This window comes from Acinetobacter nosocomialis NIPH 2119 (assembly GCF_000368085.1).
GTDB classification, from domain to species: Bacteria; Pseudomonadota; Gammaproteobacteria; order Pseudomonadales; family Moraxellaceae; genus Acinetobacter; species Acinetobacter nosocomialis.
In genome coordinates, this window is the sequence record NZ_KB849239.1 from 323,556 (window position 1) to 341,521 (window position 17,966).

The window sequence follows — 17,966 nt, forward strand, 5'->3', positions numbered from 1 at the left end:
GACTGAGCTATGGGAGACTAGTAGATGGCTCTCCAACCTGGGCTCGAACCAGGGACCTGCGGATTAACAGTCCGTCGCTCTACCGACTGAGCTATTGGAGAATCTGATGCGCATTTTATGGATGAAATCTAAAAGCGTCAATAAGAATATTAAAGAAAATGAATCGTTTGCTTGATTAATATGCTTTTGTTGCCTTAAAAATAAAAAAACCACCCTAAAGAGGGTGGTTTTTTATAAAGAAATAAAATTATTTCTCTACACCAGCTGGCTGACCTGCAAGTTTTGCATTTGCATAGTCCCAGTTCACAAGGCTTTCTAAGAAAGTTGCGATGTATTTAGGACGTAAGTTACGGAAATCGATGTAGTAAGCATGTTCCCATACGTCAATTGTTAATACAGCAATTTGACCATGTGCAAGTGGAGTGTCTGCATTTGAAGTTTTAGTAATAGAAAGTTTACCGTTTACTTCATCAGCAACTAACCAAGCCCAACCTGAACCGAATTGGGTTGTTGCAGCAGCAGTAAATTCTTCTGCAAATTTTTCGTAGCTACCAAAAGCTTCGTCGATTTTAGCAGCGATTGCGCCAGTAGGCTTTCCACCACCATTTGGCTTCATGCTGTTCCAGTAGAAAGTGTGGTTCCAAACTTGAGCAGCATTGTTGAAAATACCAGCTTTAGATGCGTCACCAGCAGTTGCTTTGATGATTTCTTCTAAAGTTTTACCTTCAAGGTCAGTGCCTTTGATTAAGTTGTTTAAGTTAACAACATAGGTGTTATGGTGTTTGTCGTGATGGTATTCTAAAGTTTCTTTACTGATATGTGGCGCTAAATCATCATAGCCATATGGAAGTGCAGGTAAAGTAATGGTTGTCATGTTCCTATTCCTTGCATTTGCTGGGTTATACAATATTAAGTGGCTCTATTGTAAATGATTCTGTTAACAATAGGGCATCGTTTTAAAGAACTATACACAATAAAGATCTAATTAATACGCATAACACAGATTGAAAAAAAGACTTAATTAAATCGGATTATTCAATTCAAAATATTCAGATTCAACAGTGAACTGTTTTGAAATGGCTTGTGCCAAACGTTGAACTCCATAACGTTCGGTTGCATGGTGACCGCAGGCAAAATAATGAACACCTAATTCTTTTGCTTCATAAAAAGTTCGTTCACTGACTTCCCCTGAAATATAAGCATCACAGTTTTGCAAAGCAGCTTTAGCAATAAAATCTTGAGCGCCGCCTGTACAGAAACCTACTTTTTGAATCGTTTTCTTCTCGGCTGGTAAGTGAATCACTTTAAAATCAAAGCTGTTTTGTAGTTTTGCTTTAAAGTCATCTACAGGAAGTGCTTGTTCTAAATAACCAATATTACCAATTGGATGTTTCTCGGTTAAATCGAGTGGTTCTAAGCTTTGCAAGTTTAGCTTTTCTGCAATGGCGATATTATTGCCCAAAGATGGGTGTGCATCTAAAGGTAGATGATAAGCGACTAATGAAATATTATTTTGAATGAGTTTTTTAATGCGGTTGCCTCGCATACCAGTAATAGGATACGGTTCGCCTTTCCAAAAATAACCGTGGTGTACAAGTAATAGATCGGCATTTTGAGCAATAGCTGCATCAATTGCATCTTCAGAAGCAGTCACTGCACAAACAATACGTTTTACTTCAGTTGAACCTTCAATTTGCAGGCCATTTGGTGCGTAATCTTTAAACTCTGCTGCTTTTAAGGTTTGGTCGCACCACTGAATAATTTCATGCAAATTTGCCATGATATTTCCTGAATTGAGTAGTAAAAGTTGCTAAAGCTATAGAAACATATTTTGTTGTGTAACTAAAGCTAGACAAATCTTTTTTGACTTTTTTATGTATATCGACATATTTAATTTAAAATGCTTAACTGAAAACTCTTTTTGTTCAATATATTAATTTAATTAAAAACTTCTTTGCGTAGAGGATATGAACGTGCGCCGCACCTTTACATGGTTACCTTGGGTGTTACTTATTATTGTAATTGCCAGTTTTATTGCATGGCAAAAATACCATCAGCCGAAACCAACTGTTGCAGTTGATGGGGTGCAAATGCCTGCTGAGAAAGTTGAGCCTCTGGTGAATACTTCTCGAACGGGTGGGGTGGTATCTTATAGTGCTGCGGTAAAAGTTGCAGCGCCGGCAGTTGTTAATATTTTTACGACCCAGAAAGTTAAACAAAATCATCCTTTATTAAGTGATCCGGTTTTCCGTGAATTTTTTGGAAATCAGGTTCCCGAACAACAACAGCAAAATGAAAATAGCTTAGGTTCAGGGGTTATTGTTCGTGCTGATGGTTATATTCTTACCAACAACCATGTGATTGCCCAAGCTGACCAGATCGTAGTTGCTTTACATGACGGACGTCGTGCAGAAGCTACAATTGTGGGGACTGACCCAGATACAGATTTGGCAGTTATTAAAATCGATTTAGATAAACTGCCAGTATTGCCATTTAAATTGAGTGGTAATGAAGTGGGTGACGTTGTTTTAGCAATTGGTAACCCGTTTGGTGTAGGACAAACGGTAACTCAAGGTATTGTTTCAGCGACAGGTCGATCAGATTTAGGTATTAATACCTATGAAGACTTTATTCAAACTGATGCAGCAATTAACCCTGGAAATTCAGGGGGAGCCTTAATTGACGTTGCTGGTAACTTGATTGGCGTCAATACTGCTATTTTTTCACAATCGGGTGGTTCTTTAGGTATTGGTTTCGCTATTCCCGCGAAGGTTTGTCAACAAGTACTTAACTCAATTTTAAAAGATGGCCGTGTGGTTCGTGGTTGGTTAGGTATTAGTTTACTACCACCTACACAAGACGATGTATTGGCACCAAAACCACCAGTTGGTGTAATCGTTGCTGATGTATTAAAAAATGGTCCAGCGGCTTCTGCTGGTATTAAAGTGGGCGATAAAATTGTTCAGGTGAATAATGAACCGATTACTTCGGCTTCTCATTTGATTAACTACGTTGCTTTACAGGCGCCAAATAGTGAAATTAATGTATTGGTTGAACGAGATGGTAAACAACAAAACTTTGTTGTGACTGTGGGCGAGCGAAAAGCGCAAAATACTCAATCTCAGTATATCCCGCTTCCTAAACGTTAAAACCTCAATAAAAAAAGCCTCAAGATGAGGCTTTTTTTATGACTACTGATTAAGAGTGGCTAAGGCTTTGATGTTGATTTTTAAACTCAGCTAAAGCCTCAATTCGATATTGAATGAGCATTTCACCAATTTCTGCACCCTTAATGTTCTCTGGTAAATCCTGAACTTTAATAGAGCGAACAATCTGCATCGCTTCACGCATATATTGAGCTTGAGGATACGGACGATCTTCTAGCCCTAATCTGCCTTTTGCATCACATTCACAGGCTTGGACAAAAGCTTCTACTCTTTCTGGACGACGTAAAACATCTAAGCGTTGTAATAGACGCCATAAAGTACCTGGCTTTAATGACATAATCTGGTGGCATTTTAAATGCTCTTTACACACTGATAATGCCAACTGCTTGGTTTGCGTTGGGACTCTTAAACGTTCACATAATTGAGTAACTGGTTTAATTCCACGTTCTTCATGCATGATATGACGAGGAAGCTCATCGGCTGGAGTAAGAGCCTTACCTAAATCATGCACTAAAACAGCAAAACGTACATCGAGTGAGTAATTCGATTTACAAGCTTGTTGTAATGACATAAGGGTATGAACGCCACAATCTACTTCAGGATGATATTCAGGACGTTGAGGTACACCAAATAAAGCATCAATTTCAGGGAAAAGATGTTTTAATGCGCCACAATCACGCAAAGTTTGAAAATAAATATCTGCATGAGTTTCCATTAAAGCGCGAGAGGTCTCTTTCCAAACACGCTCTGGTGTTAATGCATCCAGTTCACCTGACTCTGCCATGGTTTGCATAAGTTGCAAAGTCTCTGGCGCAATTTGAAAACCATATGGAAAATATCGTGCAGCAAAACGAGCGACACGCAAAACCCGTAAGGGATCCTCAGCAAATGCTTCTGAAACATGACGTAGAATTTTATTTTCTAAGTCGCTTTGACCACCATATGGATCATATATTTTGCCATCTTGATCCATGGCAATTGCATTAATTGTTAAGTCACGGCGAATTAAGTCGTCTTCTAAACTTACGGTTGTATCAGTAAAGAATTGAAACCCATGATATCCCTGACCAGACTTTCGTTCGGTTCGTGCAAGTGCGTATTCTTCTTTGGTTTGAGGATGAAGAAACACAGGGAAATCTTTGCCTACAGGCTGGAAACCTTGGGCGAGCATGTGTTCCGGCGTTGCACCGACCACAACATAGTCTTTTTCTTGATAGGGATGCCCAAGTAAAAAATCTCGGACGGCACCGCCTACTAAATACACTTGCATGAAAAAACCTCTATTCTTCAAGCAATCATGCTACAGAATAGAGGTTTTCTCAAGTGATTAGAGATGCTTTTCGTAAAAAGCAGTTTCTAAATTACTTTTCTTGTTGTTGAATTTCAGCAACAGTTAAAGCAGTCATATTGATAAGGCGGCGAGTCGTCGCTGTAGGTGTCAAAATATGAACTGGTTTAGCAGCACCTAGCAAAATTGGACCAATTGTAACGTTGTTACCAGAAGTTGCTTTTAACAAGTTAAATGAAATGTTTGCTGCATCTAGGTTCGGCATAATCAGCAAGTTTGCTGAACCTTTGAAACGTGAACCTGGGAAAGCATATTGACGAATGCTTTCGTCTAACGCTGCATCACCATGCATTTCACCTTCAACTTCAAGCTCAGGAGCTTGCTCAGATAAAATACGATAAACTTCACGCATTTTTTGAGCGCTTGAATCAGTCTGGTCGCTACCGAAACTTGAGTGAGAAAGTAAAGCTACACGTGGTGTAATACCAAAGCGACGTACTTCTTCAGCTGCTAAGATTGTCATTTCAGCAAGTTGTTCGGCAGTCGGGTTAGTGTTTACATACGTATCAGCAATAAACAAGTTACGGTCTTCAAGCATTAATGCATTGAGCGTGAAGAAGTTGTTCATACCTTCTTTAAGACCAATAACGTTACGCACAAAGTCAAGGTGAATGTTATAGCTACTGTACGTACCACATAACATACCATCTGCTTTGCCGAATTTAACCAGAAGAGATGCAATTAAAGTTGAGCGACGGCGAGCTTCACGTTGAGCATATTCAACAGTAATGCCTTTACGTTGCATTGTTTGGTAGTAGTCTTTCCAAAACTCTTCATACATCGGGTTTTGTTCTTGATCTACAATCTCAATATTTACACCGTGTTGTAAACGTAGACCTAATTTTTTGATGTTTGCTTCAATGACTGCAGTACGACCAACTAAAATTGGTTTAGCTAAATCTTCATCAACTGCAATTTGAACAGCACGTAATACGCGCTCATCTTCGCCTTCAGCATATGCAATACGTTTAGGATCTGTTTTTGCTTGAGCAAAGATTGGTTTCATCAAGAATGCTGAGTTATAAACAAACTCAGAAAGTTTTTGACGATATGCAGAGAAATCTTCGATAGGGCGAGTTGCAACACCTGAATCCATTGCTGCTTTAGCAACAGCAGGTGCGATTTCTAAAATTAAGCGTTGATCAAGTGGGCGTGGAATTAAGTAGTCACGACCAAATGAAGCAGATTTTTCACCATAAGTAGCTGCGTCAGCTTCTACGTGAGCCATACGTGCAATTGCGTGTACACATGCAATTTTCATATCTTCGTTAATGGTTGTCGCACCTACGTCAAGTGCACCACGGAAGATATAAGGGAAACATAACGCATTGTTTACTTGGTTCGGGTAGTCCGAACGACCAGTTGCCATAATGACATCAGGACGTACTTCATGTGCATGTTCAGGCAGAATTTCTGGATCTGGGTTTGCTAATGCAAAAATAATTGGATTTTCAGCCATTTGTTTCACCATATCTTTGGTGAGAATACCTGCAGCTGAAAGACCTAAGAACATATCTGCGCCAGCCATTACTTCATGTAATTGAGTCGCTTTAATGTCTTGTACATAACGCTTTTTAGATTCATCTAAGCCTTCACGTGAAGTCGTAAGTAGACCACGAGAATCGGCAACAATGATATTTTCTTTATTTACGCCTAACGCGCAAAGTAAATCTAAACAAGAAAGGGCAGCAGCACCTGCACCTGAAGCAACGATTTTGATTTCTTCAATTTTCTTGTTAACGATTTGTAGAGCATTTAATAATGCTGAACCTACAATAATACTTGTACCGTGTTGGTCATCATGAAACACAGGAATTTTCATGCGTTCACGAAGTTTCTTCTCAATATAGAAACATTCTGGTGCTTTGATATCTTCAAGGTTAATGCCGCCAAAAGTTGGTTCTAATGAAGCAACAATATCAACGATTTTATCTGGATCGTTTTCAGCAATTTCAATATCAAATACATCAACACCAGCGAACTTTTTAAACAGAACGCCTTTACCTTCCATTACCGGTTTAGAAGCTAATGGACCGATGTTACCTAAACCAAGAACCGCAGTACCGTTACTGACAACAGCAACTAAGTTACCACGCGCTGTGTATTTTGCAGCAGCTGAAGGATCACGTTCAATCTCTAAACATGGAGCAGCAACCCCTGGTGAATAAGCTAGAGCCAAATCTCGTTGGTTGACGAGTTGCTTACTAGGCGTGACGCTGATTTTCCCTGGATTTGGATATTCGTGGTAATTTAAAGCGGCCTGTTTTAAAGATTGATCGTCCATCTGAGTCTCTATTTGATACAAAAAAGCAAACTAGTCAAATCACTCATTTAGGGGGAGGCAACTCATTTCGTTTACTTTGCTTTAATTTTTACCAATTAAGAGAATAGTAGACGAATTGCCAATAGCCCCGTAGTGAGCTAAATGCTAAAGAATATAACACTACTTCCTTATTTCTCACAGTCAAAAACGCTCATTTTTGGAAAAACCAGCGCATGTAAAATAGACTGTTAAAACAATTATGAAATATACGTATTTGATTGTAGATATTGAATAATCTGATTTGGATGGAGTGGGCGACTAAAGAAATAGCCTTGTAAAAAATCACATTGTTGTTTTTGTAGATAAATGACTTGTTCCTCAGTTTCAACACCTTCAGCAACCAGTTTTAATCCCATGCTTTTACCCATCGCAATCATGGCATTGACAATCGCTTCTTGTTTTTGATCACCAATTTTAGAAATAAAAGCTCGATCTATTTTCAAAATATCGATTGGGTACTCTGTTAGATAAGCTAAAGATGAATAACCTGTACCAAAATCATCGAGTGCAATTGAAATATTGCGTTCTTTAATTGAATGCAATAATTTTTTCACATTATCAGTATTGTCTAATAAAGCCGATTCGGTAATTTCTAGCTCTAAATTTGAACCATCTAACTGATATTGTTCTAAAAACTCATCCAAGTCATTGAGTAAAAGGCCTCGATGAATTTGTTGGGCAACAATATTTACCGAGACTTGGATATCTGTATAGCCAGCTTTTTTCCATTCTTGTAATTGTTTGCCGACTTTATCTAAAACGACTTTACCGATATCAGAAATAAGGCTACTACGTTCAGCAAAAGGAATAAACATATTTGGCATAACTAGTCCTTTTTCAGGATGTTGCCAGCGAATTAAAGCTTCAAAACCCTTAACTGATTTGTCATTTAAATTAATTTTCGGTTGGTAATAAACAACGAACTCATCATTTTGAATGGCTTTACGGAGTTCTTGTTCTAAATCGGCTGTCTTATATGGATTTGTTGTTTTATTACAATAATAGCTAATAGTATTGCCTCCCAGACGTTTTGCTTCTGACAATGCTTGTTCAGCGTGGTTGTTAAGATGGTCAACTTGTCTGCCATGTTCTGGAAAACAAGCGACTCCAATAGATGCTGTAATAAAATATTCCTGCTGATCAATATAAAAAGGTGCATTCAAAGCTTGTAATATATTTTGACAATATTGCTCAATATTTGGGTGAATCGGTGATATTTCATAAATAATCGCAAAATCGTCCCCATTTAAATAAGCGACTAAAATAGCATTAATATTGGTGAGACGTAGACGCTGTGCAAATTGTTTCAGTAGTTCGTCACCACTATCATTATTTAAGAACTCATTAAATGCTCTAAATCTATCAATATTAATTCGAATTAATGCCAGATTTTTAAAACTATAAGAAGGATTGACTAAATATTGATGTAATTGATTGTAATAATAAAAACGGTTAGGAAGGTGAGTTAAACTATCATAATTTTTTAAATAAGATAAATGTTGTTCTTGGCGTTTTTGCTCAGTTAAATCACGTGCAAAACCAATATAATTAATGACTTGATTGTGTTCATCTTTAACCGCATTAATATGAAGCCATAAATAAACGCTCTTACCCGATGCAAATTTTTCATCAAACTGGCCCATATATTCACCAGTTTTAAGAAGTTGTTGGGTAATCGAGTCATGAAACTGTTGTTGCTGCAATTTCTGATTTATTGCGATGTTAAATAACTGCTGATTTAATAACTCAGATTTCGAAAAACCAGTTAATTTTTCATAATAAGGATTAACATCAATATAATTAAGTTTTTCATCAAGAATGAAAATTCCTTCAGCAGCTTGTTCAAGAACAATAGCGCAGAGTCTTAGATGCTCTTGATCTTTTTTTTCCTGATGAATATCTCTGGTCATTCCAACCATGCGTAAAGCTTTATTGGTTTTAGGATCACGGCTAATGACACGCCCTACATCATGAATCCAGCGCCAAGAGCCATTACGACGTAAAATACGAAAAGTAATATTGAAATGATCAGATTTTCCTTCCAAATGTTCTTTTAAACGTTCATCAAATAATTTTCGGTCATTCGGATGAATACGCTCTAATATGGCTTTGAGATGTAAAGAGGTATTTTGCGTTTGTTTTTGTTGATCAAAAAAAGTGATTTCTAGTTTTTGTTTTTCAATATCCCAGTCCCACGGTCGAATACCTGCAGTTTCATGGGCAAATGCTAAATTATGATGATGACTTTCAAGCCTCTCATTCATTTTGGTTAAGTCGTATGTTCTCTCACGTACTTTTTGTTCGAGTAAATGATTATTAAATTGAAGCTGTGCTTCAATATCTTTGGATTTACTTACTTCTTGTTGGAGCTGTACACATAACTCTTCAGCCCATTGAGTATGCTGTTCTGCGACTTGTACAAGTTGCTTATTTTTAAATAATAGTTGAGAAATTTTTTGATAGTTACGTTGAGTTGCATATGCACAAAGCAAAGTTGCTACAAAGGCTAAGTTATAAGCAAAGTAAAAAGGAAGTTGGGTGACTTGAGAATGGGTAAATTGACTAATAAGGAGTGGAACTGTACTTGGAATAAAGAGTAAATAAAAATATCGGGGCTGCTGAGTTAAAAAAGTAAGACCAATAATGTGTGCTGAAGTAATAAATAGGGCGATTAGGATATGAACATCGGATACGGAGATTAAGCTAGCTGGAAGCGAAAAATGAAGAACAATAGACCTCTTGCGAAAGTAAAAACCACCTCAATCTAAATTTCATGAGATATCAGAAATTAAATCGTTTTTCAGATTCTGAATTCCAGCGCTTGGTTGGTGTACCTCGACCAGTTTTTAGTGAAATGATCGAAGTTTTAAAAGAAGTAGAATCACTTAAAAAGAAATCTGGGCGTCCTCATACTTTAGCTATAGAGGATCAATTATTATTAACACTCAATTACTTACGGAATTACAGCACTCAATTGGAGTTGGCTGCAAATTACCATATCGCTGAAAGTAATGTGAATCGAACCATTAAAAAGGTTGAAGATGCATTGATGAAATCAAGACGGTTTACTCTGCCAAAACGAAGCATTACCACAGCAGACGAACAGTTTAACTGGGTCATTATTGATGCGACAGAATGTTCAATAGAACGTCCGAAAAAAAAATCAGAGTAAGTTCTACAGTGGTAAAAAGAAGAAACATACGCTAAAAGCACAAGTGATCTATCATCCGAACAGCAAACAAATCATAGGGCTAGATATATCGAATGGCAGTCAGCATGACATTAAATTGGCAAGAAGAACGGTTAAAAAATTCAAACATTGTAAATATGTTATGACCGATTTAGGGTACTACGGATTAGAGCAAGATGGCTTTAAATTATTGATGCCAATAAAGAAAAAGAAGAATTTACCCTTATTTGATGTTGAGAAAAAGTACAATAAAATGATTGGAAAAATACGAGTTGTGATCGAACATATTAATAGTCAATTGAAAACATTTAGAATATTAAGTGAACGCTATCGAAATAGACGGAAAAGATTCGGTTTACGCATTAACTTAATCGCTGCACTGGTAAATCGGATGAACTTGCAATAACGACTTTCGCAAGAGGTCTAATTATATTTATTCCCATTAAAATTCCAGAGAGCAAACAAATAGCTTGCAGGGTCAAATCAGTTTTTTTAATAAAATTAATATCGCGATATTGTGTTAAAAGTTTTGGAATAAATAATAGACAGGTAAAAATTAAAACGGTAAAGCCAATTGACCAAATAAACTTTGTAATGTAAGAAGTAAAGTAACAAGAGAAAATAAGGGCTGAAATTAGGCAAAGTAATATTAGGCTAATCAGATACCAGCGAATATATTGAATTGAGAGCCGGAGCTGTTCAATTTTTGTTTGATGCTGTAAATATTCTTCCTGAAGGCCAGACATAAGATTTTTCTATCCTATTTTTTTACATTTATACAGAAAGAATCTGATTTATCAGTGGAAAAAAATTTAAATTAATATTCATACAGTAAAAGTAAGTTAACTTTAATTGTTGATTTAATCAATGTTCAATTAGTTTATATGGATAAAAACCGATAATTTAAAATAGATAATGCTACAACAGGTGCAGTTTCAGTGCGTAATACACGATCTCCAATACACCAGTTCATAAAACCAGCTTGATTCGCTTGCGTAATTTCATTTTCGCTTAAACCACCCTCTGGACCAATTAATAGGGCAAGTTCAGGCTGAATCCCTGACAATACATCTTTTTGTTCTTTTTCAGGAGCTAAAACAAATTTAGATACAGGAAGTTCAGAAGAGCTTAGCCATTCATTAAGCGAAATAGGGGCTAAAACTTCTGGGACTAAGTTAAGTCCACATTGCTCACATGCTGCAATCGCAACAGCTTGCCAATGGTCTAATTTTTTTTGGTCTCGGTCATATTTCAAACGCATTTCACAACGTTCACTGGTTAAAAGCTGAATTTTGCTAACACCAAGTTCAGTGGCTTTCTGAATAGCATAATCCATTCGGTCACCTTTACTCATGACCTGACCAAGAATAGCTTTAAAAGGAGCGTTACGGTTTGCAGGATTAAAACTCTCAATTGTGACAAATGAATTTTTTTTATTAATTTCGGTCAATGTTGCGAGATATTCTCCGCCTTGTCCATTAAATAGAGTCGCTTGTTCTTGTATTTGTGCACGTAAAACACGTACCCAATGATGGAATACCGATTCAGTCAGCTGAATTGTTGAGCCAACTGTAAGTTCAGTTTCGATAAAAAAACGATTCATTGGGTACGCCTTACAAAATTAATTTAAACCAAGATCAACAACAAGTTGACGAGTTGGTTCGACTTGGTTCATTGAGTAGAAGTGCAAGCTTGGTGCACCACCTGCAATCAGGCGTTCGCATAGCTTAACAACAACTTCATGACCAAAAGCTTTAATACTTTCACTGTCATCGCCATAGGCTTGTAACTGCTTACGGATCCAGCGAGGAATTTCAGCACCAGTACCATCTGCAAAGCGAATTAAGTTGCTTGCATTGGTAATCGGCATGATACCAGGAGCTACCGGAATGTTAATTCCAGCTTTTTCCAAACGCTCCATAAAATAAAAGTATGAATCTGGATTAAAGAAGAATTGGGTAATTCCAGCATTGGCACCAGCTTGTACTTTTTCAATAAAACGTTGGATGTCTGAATCAAGACTTTCAGCTTGAGGATGCATTTCTGGGTAAGCTGCAACTTCAATATGAAAATGATCACCTGAGTGCTCACGAATAAAACGTACTAAGTCTTGAGCATAAGGAAGCTCGCCAAGACCAACCTGTCCAGATGGTAAGTCACCACGTAAAGCGACAATACGGTCAATGCCTTGAGCTTTATATAAATCGAGTAGTTCAGCAATACGCGTCTTATCATCACCAATACAAGAAAGGTGAGGGGCAACAGGAGTGCCTTTACCGTTGAAATCTTCAATAGCGGCAAGTGTACGTTCGCGAGTAGAACCACCAGCGCCATAAGTAATCGAGAAAAACTCTGGATTTAATAGCTGTAATTCTTGGTGAACAATACGAAGTTTTTCAGCACCGGCATCAGTTTTTGGCGGGAAAAACTCAAAAGAAATAGGTGTACGTTTAGTCATGTCAAATCCTTGTAAACAGCGAAACATTTTAGAAAAAAGGGCAGTCGGTTCACCGTCTGCCCTTAAGTTCTTAGTATTTGTAAGCGTCAGATTTGAATGGTCCCTCAACAGCAACACCTAAATAATCGGCTTGCTCTTGAGTTAACTGAGTAAGTACACCACCGAAACCTGCAACCATTGCTGCAGCAACTTCTTCATCAAGTTTCTTAGGAAGAACTTCTACGCGAATTTTTGCAGCTTTTTCGCTTGCAGGAAGGTCAGCAAATTTCTCTTGGAATAAGTGAATTTGGCCTAAAACTTGGTTAGCAAAAGAACCATCCATTACACGTGATGGGTGACCAGTTGCATTACCTAAGTTTACAAGGCGACCTTCAGAAAGAAGGATAAGATAGTTGTTTTCGTCTTCTGAACGATAAACTTGGTGAACTTGTGGCTTAACTTCAACCCACTTGTAACCACGTAAATAAGCTGTATCGATTTCTGTGTCGAAGTGACCGATGTTACATACAACTGCACCAGCTTTTAAGCTGTCTAGCATTGCGGCATCACACACGTGGTAGTTACCAGTCGTTGTTACAACAAGGTCAGTGTTGCCAAGAAGATCGTGGTTAATATCTTCTTTTTTACCTGTTTGTACGCCGTTTTTGTATGGAGATACAACTTCATAGCCGTCCATACATGCTTGCATTGCACAAATTGGATCAACTTCTGTTACGCGAACGATCATGCCTTCTTGACGTAAAGATTGAGCAGAACCTTTACCTACGTCACCGTAACCGATCACAAGCGCACGGCGGCCAGATAACAACATATCTGTAGCACGTTTGATTGCGTCATTTAATGAGTGACGGCAGCCATATTTGTTGTCGTTTTTAGACTTAGTAACAGAGTCGTTTACATTAATTGCAGGTACTTTCAAAGATCCGTCTTTCCACATTTCGATAAGACGTTGAACACCTGTAGTTGTTTCTTCGGTAATACCGTGAATACGTTCTAAAAGAGCAGGGTATTTTTCATGAACAAGAGCAGTTAAGTCACCGCCATCGTCCAAAATCATGTTGGCATCCCAAGGTTGACCATTTACATTGATCTGTTGTTCTAAGCACCATACATATTCTTCTTCAGTTTCACCTTTCCAAGCAAAAACTGGAATACCGCGAGCAGCAATTGCAGCAGCAGCATGGTCTTGAGTAGAGAAAATGTTGCAAGATGTCCAGCGAACTTCAGCACCTAATTCAACAAGCGTTTCAATAAGAACCGCTGTTTGAATGGTCATGTGGATACAGCCAAGAATTTTTGCGCCAGCAAGTGGTTTAGAAGCTGCATAGCGTTTACGTAAGCCGATCAAAGCTGGCATTTCTGCTTCAGCAAGTTTGATTTCTTTACGACCGTAGTCAGCAAGTGAGATGTCAGCAACTTTGTAATCTGTAAATGAAGCATTAACCGCGTTCATCAGGATCTCCTAGGAAAAAATAGTATTGATCATTCTGTTCGCGGATGCCGTTGTTGGTTAAAACGAGTGTTTAACCGATCGTCGAGCCTGGCAAAATGATCTTTAGTGCCGATCATTTGTCGCAGCATCCCTCGACTAGCGAAACATTGTACTTGGAAAAGCTTTTAGTGCCAATCCAGTTTTGTTTATTATCTGCTTAATTACGACTTTAGGTTTAAATTATGGCCTTAAATATTCCCGAATCTTTGGCAAATCTCGAAGCGAACAGTGGAGTTTTCGCAGTTTGGATGGTACTAAAGCATTATGGGATAGAAATTGATGTCGCTGAGTTGATTAAAGTTTGCCGATATGAGCAAGATGGTACCTATACCATTGCTTTAGCTGTTGCTTTAAAAAAGTTTGGTTTTGATGTGTCCTTTCACTCAGATCATGATCCCAATATTAGCCCGAGCGAACGCATGAGCTATAAAGAAGCAAAGGTACTAAAAATTCCAATAGGATCTGCTTTGAGCTATCAAGATATTCAAGCTGCTATTCATCATGGAAAAATGATGATTGTGTACTACGACACTTTAGATGGTGTAGGTAATCAGTCACTGGTTTATTCTATAGATCAAAAGGAAATTTGCTTTTTTGATAGTTTTGAGCCGATGTCGGCAACAGTTTTTGAGAACCAGCGTAAAGCAGAAGGAATTTGTCGTCAGGCTATTATAATTGGTGAACGTAATTTAAATATTTATTCGACTACATTAAATTAGATCAAAGTGAGCCAGTAGAGTTCTGGCTCAGATTAAAGTTATTGTTGTTGATATTCTTGAATGACTTCTAAAGCAGCGCGAAAAGCTTCCTGAGTAGCAGGAGCACCGCAATATGGCAAACTATGCAATAAAGTTTCCTGAATTTCTTCCACTGTACAACCATTATTGAGTGCACCACGGACATGGCCTTTAAGCTCGGTAGGAGATTTAAGCGCAGTTAACATTGCTAGAGTGATTAATGAGCGATATTTACGTGGTAGCACACCTTCACGCTGCCAAGTCGAACCCCAAGCATGTTCATTAATCCAGTCTTGTAAGGGCTGGGTAAAGGGTACCGTATTTTCTTGTGCACGTTTTACAAAAGCTTCTCCCATTACTTCTATGCGTACTTTTAATCCATTTTCGTAATCTTGCTTAGACATTAATTTCTCCTAAAAATAAAAGCGTCGAGTGACGCTTTTATGGTTATTTATTAATTAATGCGAATCAAAAATGATTGCAATAGTGAATTGGTGGAGGCATCAGTCACACTATTTGATGAGGGTTTGATAAAGGCAGATCCTTGTCGAGTTTTTCATCAAAAACATCGGTAAGCATGCTGTCAAATCGAATTGCGTTGTATTGCAACAATTGTTGAGCTTCGCTATCAGAAATAAAGCCTTCTTTTGTAGCCTGTGCAATATTCTCTTCAAAAGTAAGCCCTGTAAATTTTCCTTTAGATTCAGCTTTCTTAAACTTATCCCAAAGCGGCTCGATGGTTCTTAAAATCTGGAATGTATGTTCCAGACGTCCAGTCACGTCATTAGGTTCAGTTGAATAGTACACATGGTGTTTAAGTTGCTCTCTAAATGGGTGTTCTTCCATCATAAGTTCAGCTACTTGTTGTTTTAGCTCATCGTCAGGTTTTGAAATAATGCGGCCTAACGGGAAACATATCCATTTTACAAGTGCTGCTGGAAACTTGGCTGGGAAGTTATCAAATAGCCCCCAAAACGCTTCCTGAATATTCAAGAATGCTTTTTGTAGTGCTAGTTTAGCATGCAGTTGTTCAGCTTCAGTTTTTTGCCCAGCTTCATAAAATTTTAAAATTGCAGTAGATATAAATAAATGCGCATGTATATCGGCCAAACGTCCTGATAGCATTTCTTTACGTTTTAAATCTCCGGCAAGTAAGCCAAGCGACATGTCAGAAACAAGTGCGAAGTTGGCACTAAAACGATTAATCGTTTTATAGTAACTCGCAGTGAACTGATCTGATGATTGAGGTGCATCACTTGAACCACCTGTCCAACCATAAGCAAATGATTTTGCACCACGGTTAAAGGTATAGGCTAAGTGTTTAAATAACAGGTCATCGAATTTTTGTACTGCATTGGCTTTATCATCAGACTGAAGCAATTGTAGTTCTTCAAAAAGATAAGGGTGACAGCGCATTGAACCCTGACCAAAAATCATTAATGAACGGGTTAAAATATTTGCACCTTCGACTGTAATTGCAATAGGAATAGCTTGATAGGTAAGTGCAAGGAAGTTGCGGGGCCCAAGCTGAATACCACGTCCACCAGCAATATCCATGCCGTGATTAACCACTTTGCGCATGGTTTCAGTTGCATAGTATTTTGCCATGGCGGTCATCACGGCAGGGGTTCCACCTTGATTTAAACCACATGTCACTAAATAACGGAATGCTTCAAGCATATAGGCATCACTGGCAATTTCACTACTTGCTTCTTGTACACCTTCAAATTTGCCGACAGAAATATTGAACTGTTGACGAATTCTCGCAAAAGCACCGAGAGTTAAATAGCTCATTTCACCTGCGGCTGTGGCTAATGCTGGAAGGGAAATGCCACGACCGACGCCTAAGCATTCCATCAGCATGCGCCAGCCTTTACCAGCATTTTCTTGTCCGCCAATAATCCAATCAATTGGAATGAAGACATCTTCACCTTCTACTGTTCCATTCATAAATGGAGAGCCGGGATAATGGCGTGCACCTATTTTTACACCTGCATGGCTTGCAGGAATGAGTGCACACGTAATACCGTATTCGGTTTTATTTTTATCGCCGAGTAGACCTTCAGGGTCATAAAGCTTAAATGCTAGGCCAACTACGGTGGCAATTGGAGCAAGCGTAATCCAGCGTTTAGAGAAATTCATGCGTAGACCAAGAACTTGAGCGCCTTCATATTCGCCGTAGCAAACCACTCCCGAATCTGGAATTGCGCCTGCATCTGAACCTGCTTCTGGACTCGTTAAACCAAAGCATGGGATCTCTTCACCTTTAGCCAGGCCTGGTAAGTATTGCTGTTTTTGTGCATCAGTACCGTAGTGCATGAGTAGTTCGCCGGGTCCTAATGAGTTAGGAACCATACAACTCACCGCAGCAGTTAACGAACGCGAGGCAATTTTGCTCATAATGCGGCTTTGAGCAAATGAGCTAAATTCTTTACCGCCAAAGGATTTTGGAATAATTAGGCCTAAGAAACCTTTATCTTTAATGAATTGCCAAACTTCAGGAGGAAGGTCTTTTAATTGATGATGAATTTCCCATTCATCAAGCATACTACATAGCACTTCAACTTCATTATCGATAAAACTTTGCTCTTCTTGTGAAAGTGTAGGATAGGGATATTTTTCAAATTGCGACCAGTCTGGAGCCCCCATAAACAATTCTTTTTCCCACCAGCTTGTTCCTGCTTCTAAAGCTTCTTGTTCGGTTGTGCTGATGCTCGGCATTGAATTTGCCAGAGTTTTATATGCAGGTTGAGTAATTAAGTTAAACCGTAAAGGTTTAAACAAAATGATAATGCTCAGCGCAATAAGAGGAATACCTAAGAGTAATGACCATGGCGTTAAAATGAATGCAGTAAGTATGGCGACCGCAATCATAAGAACACTGCCAATGACTCTGTTTAGGTTAAAAAAGAAAATTGCCCATATTGCAATGAGCTGAATGACAATACTTAAAACAAAGAGTAGGAAAATCATACTTGCTCCTTGCTAGATAAGCCCTCAAGTTGGAAGTTACAAAAAAAGCGAGGAGAGATTAAGGCTTAACTAGCTAATTTTTTAATGCTGTTTAAATTTAATTTTTTATGTCGCAATTGATGTATATGCTAGAGCAGGGATATATCGTGCTTTTAGATATAAGATATTTTTAAATGAATGTGTAATGGCTTGTTTTATCGATTTGTCAAGAAATGTTATTGATTTTCTTATACAAATAAAAAGCCCTCAGATTAGAGGGCTTTTTAAAAAGATTTACT

The 17,966-nt window shown here is 38.2% G+C and carries 12 protein-coding genes, 1 tRNA gene and 2 pseudogenes; 3 read left to right on the forward strand and 12 right to left on the reverse strand.

Features of this window, described 5'->3' with window-relative positions:
- Positions 1-25 precede the first annotated feature (25 nt).
- The 3 genes from F984_RS05610 to F984_RS05620 form a co-directional block, all read right to left on the reverse strand.
- Positions 26-101 (reverse strand) — tRNA-Asn (locus tag F984_RS05610).
- A gap of 146 nt (positions 102-247) precedes the next feature.
- A complete protein-coding gene (locus F984_RS05615) occupies positions 248-874 on the reverse strand; it encodes a superoxide dismutase (RefSeq protein ID WP_000208083.1) in 627 nt (208 codons plus the stop codon).
- A 147-nt stretch (positions 875-1,021) separates the two neighbouring features.
- Positions 1,022-1,780 carry a Nif3-like dinuclear metal center hexameric protein gene (locus F984_RS05620; protein ID WP_004707731.1) on the reverse strand — a complete coding sequence of 253 codons (759 nt, stop codon included), beginning with the start codon at positions 1,778-1,780 and terminating at the stop codon, positions 1,022-1,024.
- Positions 1,781-1,973: 193 nt separating this feature from the next.
- Between F984_RS05620 and F984_RS05625 the strand changes: the two genes are divergently transcribed.
- Positions 1,974-3,149, forward strand: coding sequence for a S1C family serine protease (locus F984_RS05625; protein ID WP_002052780.1), 1,176 nt, complete (start codon positions 1,974-1,976; stop codon positions 3,147-3,149).
- Positions 3,150-3,198: 49 nt separating this feature from the next.
- Here the strand turns inward: F984_RS05625 and F984_RS05630 are convergent, their stop codons facing one another.
- The 3 genes and pseudogenes from F984_RS05630 to F984_RS05640 all read right to left on the reverse strand — a co-directional run.
- Positions 3,199-4,437 carry a multifunctional CCA addition/repair protein gene (locus tag F984_RS05630; RefSeq protein ID WP_002052620.1) on the reverse strand — a complete coding sequence of 413 codons (1,239 nt, stop codon included), beginning with the start codon at positions 4,435-4,437 and terminating at the stop codon, positions 3,199-3,201.
- A gap of 91 nt (positions 4,438-4,528) precedes the next feature.
- Positions 4,529-6,799: an NADP-dependent malic enzyme gene (locus F984_RS05635; protein ID WP_002052468.1), complete on the reverse strand. Its 2,271-nt coding sequence runs from the start codon at positions 6,797-6,799 to the stop codon at positions 4,529-4,531.
- Positions 6,800-7,035: 236 nt separating this feature from the next.
- A pseudogene (locus F984_RS05640) lies at positions 7,036-9,567 on the reverse strand (putative bifunctional diguanylate cyclase/phosphodiesterase); the annotation flags it as partial.
- A 44-nt stretch (positions 9,568-9,611) separates the two neighbouring features.
- On the opposite strand from F984_RS05640, the gene F984_RS22245 reads away from it, so the two are divergent.
- Positions 9,612-10,434, forward strand: a protein-coding gene (locus F984_RS22245) for an IS5-like element ISAba27 family transposase (RefSeq protein WP_076611894.1) whose coding sequence is annotated in 2 segments (ribosomal slippage) — positions 9,612-9,992 and positions 9,994-10,434 — 822 coding nt in all. Because the reading frame shifts where the segments join, the coding sequence is not laid out codon by codon here.
- A gap of 19 nt (positions 10,435-10,453) precedes the next feature.
- Here F984_RS22245 and F984_RS05650 read toward each other — a convergent pair.
- From F984_RS05650 to ahcY, 4 genes and pseudogenes are all read right to left on the reverse strand, one after another.
- Positions 10,454-10,774, reverse strand: a pseudogene (locus tag F984_RS05650) (histidine kinase); the annotation flags it as partial.
- A 134-nt stretch (positions 10,775-10,908) separates the two neighbouring features.
- Positions 10,909-11,631 (reverse strand): 16S rRNA (uracil(1498)-N(3))-methyltransferase, encoded by a 723-nt coding sequence (locus F984_RS05655; protein WP_004707737.1) that lies wholly within the window; start codon positions 11,629-11,631, stop codon positions 10,909-10,911.
- A gap of 18 nt (positions 11,632-11,649) precedes the next feature.
- A complete protein-coding gene (gene metF / locus F984_RS05660) occupies positions 11,650-12,486 on the reverse strand; it encodes a methylenetetrahydrofolate reductase [NAD(P)H] (protein ID WP_004707740.1) in 837 nt (278 codons plus the stop codon).
- 70 nt (positions 12,487-12,556) lie between these two features.
- Positions 12,557-13,939, reverse strand: coding sequence for an adenosylhomocysteinase (gene ahcY / locus F984_RS05665; protein ID WP_002052729.1), 1,383 nt, complete (start codon positions 13,937-13,939; stop codon positions 12,557-12,559).
- 221 nt (positions 13,940-14,160) lie between these two features.
- Between ahcY and F984_RS05670 the strand changes: the two genes are divergently transcribed.
- Positions 14,161-14,697 (forward strand): cysteine peptidase family C39 domain-containing protein, encoded by a 537-nt coding sequence (locus tag F984_RS05670; protein WP_004707743.1) that lies wholly within the window; start codon positions 14,161-14,163, stop codon positions 14,695-14,697.
- 38 nt (positions 14,698-14,735) lie between these two features.
- Here the strand turns inward: F984_RS05670 and F984_RS05675 are convergent, their stop codons facing one another.
- On the reverse strand, positions 14,736-15,119 hold the full coding sequence (locus F984_RS05675; protein ID WP_004707744.1) for a carboxymuconolactone decarboxylase family protein: 384 nt from the start codon (positions 15,117-15,119) through the stop codon (positions 14,736-14,738).
- A gap of 103 nt (positions 15,120-15,222) precedes the next feature.
- On the reverse strand, positions 15,223-17,688 hold the full coding sequence (locus F984_RS05680) for an acyl-CoA dehydrogenase (RefSeq protein WP_004707746.1): 2,466 nt from the start codon (positions 17,686-17,688) through the stop codon (positions 15,223-15,225).
- Between the last annotated feature and the right edge of the window lie 278 nt (positions 17,689-17,966).

Coding starts and splice junctions, on each gene's coding strand:
- metF (WP_004707740.1), bottom strand. CDS start 12,486: ATGACTAAACGTACACCTATTTCTTTTGAGTTTTTCCCGCCAAAAACT.
- F984_RS05620 (WP_004707731.1), bottom strand. CDS start 1,780: ATGGCAAATTTGCATGAAATTATTCAGTGGTGCGACCAAACCTTAAAA.
- ahcY (WP_002052729.1), bottom strand. CDS start 13,939: ATGAACGCGGTTAATGCTTCATTTACAGATTACAAAGTTGCTGACATC.
- F984_RS05635 (WP_002052468.1), bottom strand. CDS start 6,799: ATGGACGATCAATCTTTAAAACAGGCCGCTTTAAATTACCACGAATAT.
- F984_RS05630 (WP_002052620.1), bottom strand. CDS start 4,437: ATGCAAGTGTATTTAGTAGGCGGTGCCGTCCGAGATTTTTTACTTGGG.
- F984_RS05670 (WP_004707743.1), top strand. CDS start 14,161: ATGGCCTTAAATATTCCCGAATCTTTGGCAAATCTCGAAGCGAACAGT.
- F984_RS05615 (WP_000208083.1), bottom strand. CDS start 874: ATGACAACCATTACTTTACCTGCACTTCCATATGGCTATGATGATTTA.
- F984_RS05680 (WP_004707746.1), bottom strand. CDS start 17,688: ATGATTTTCCTACTCTTTGTTTTAAGTATTGTCATTCAGCTCATTGCA.
- F984_RS05675 (WP_004707744.1), bottom strand. CDS start 15,119: ATGTCTAAGCAAGATTACGAAAATGGATTAAAAGTACGCATAGAAGTA.
- F984_RS05655 (WP_004707737.1), bottom strand. CDS start 11,631: ATGAATCGTTTTTTTATCGAAACTGAACTTACAGTTGGCTCAACAATT.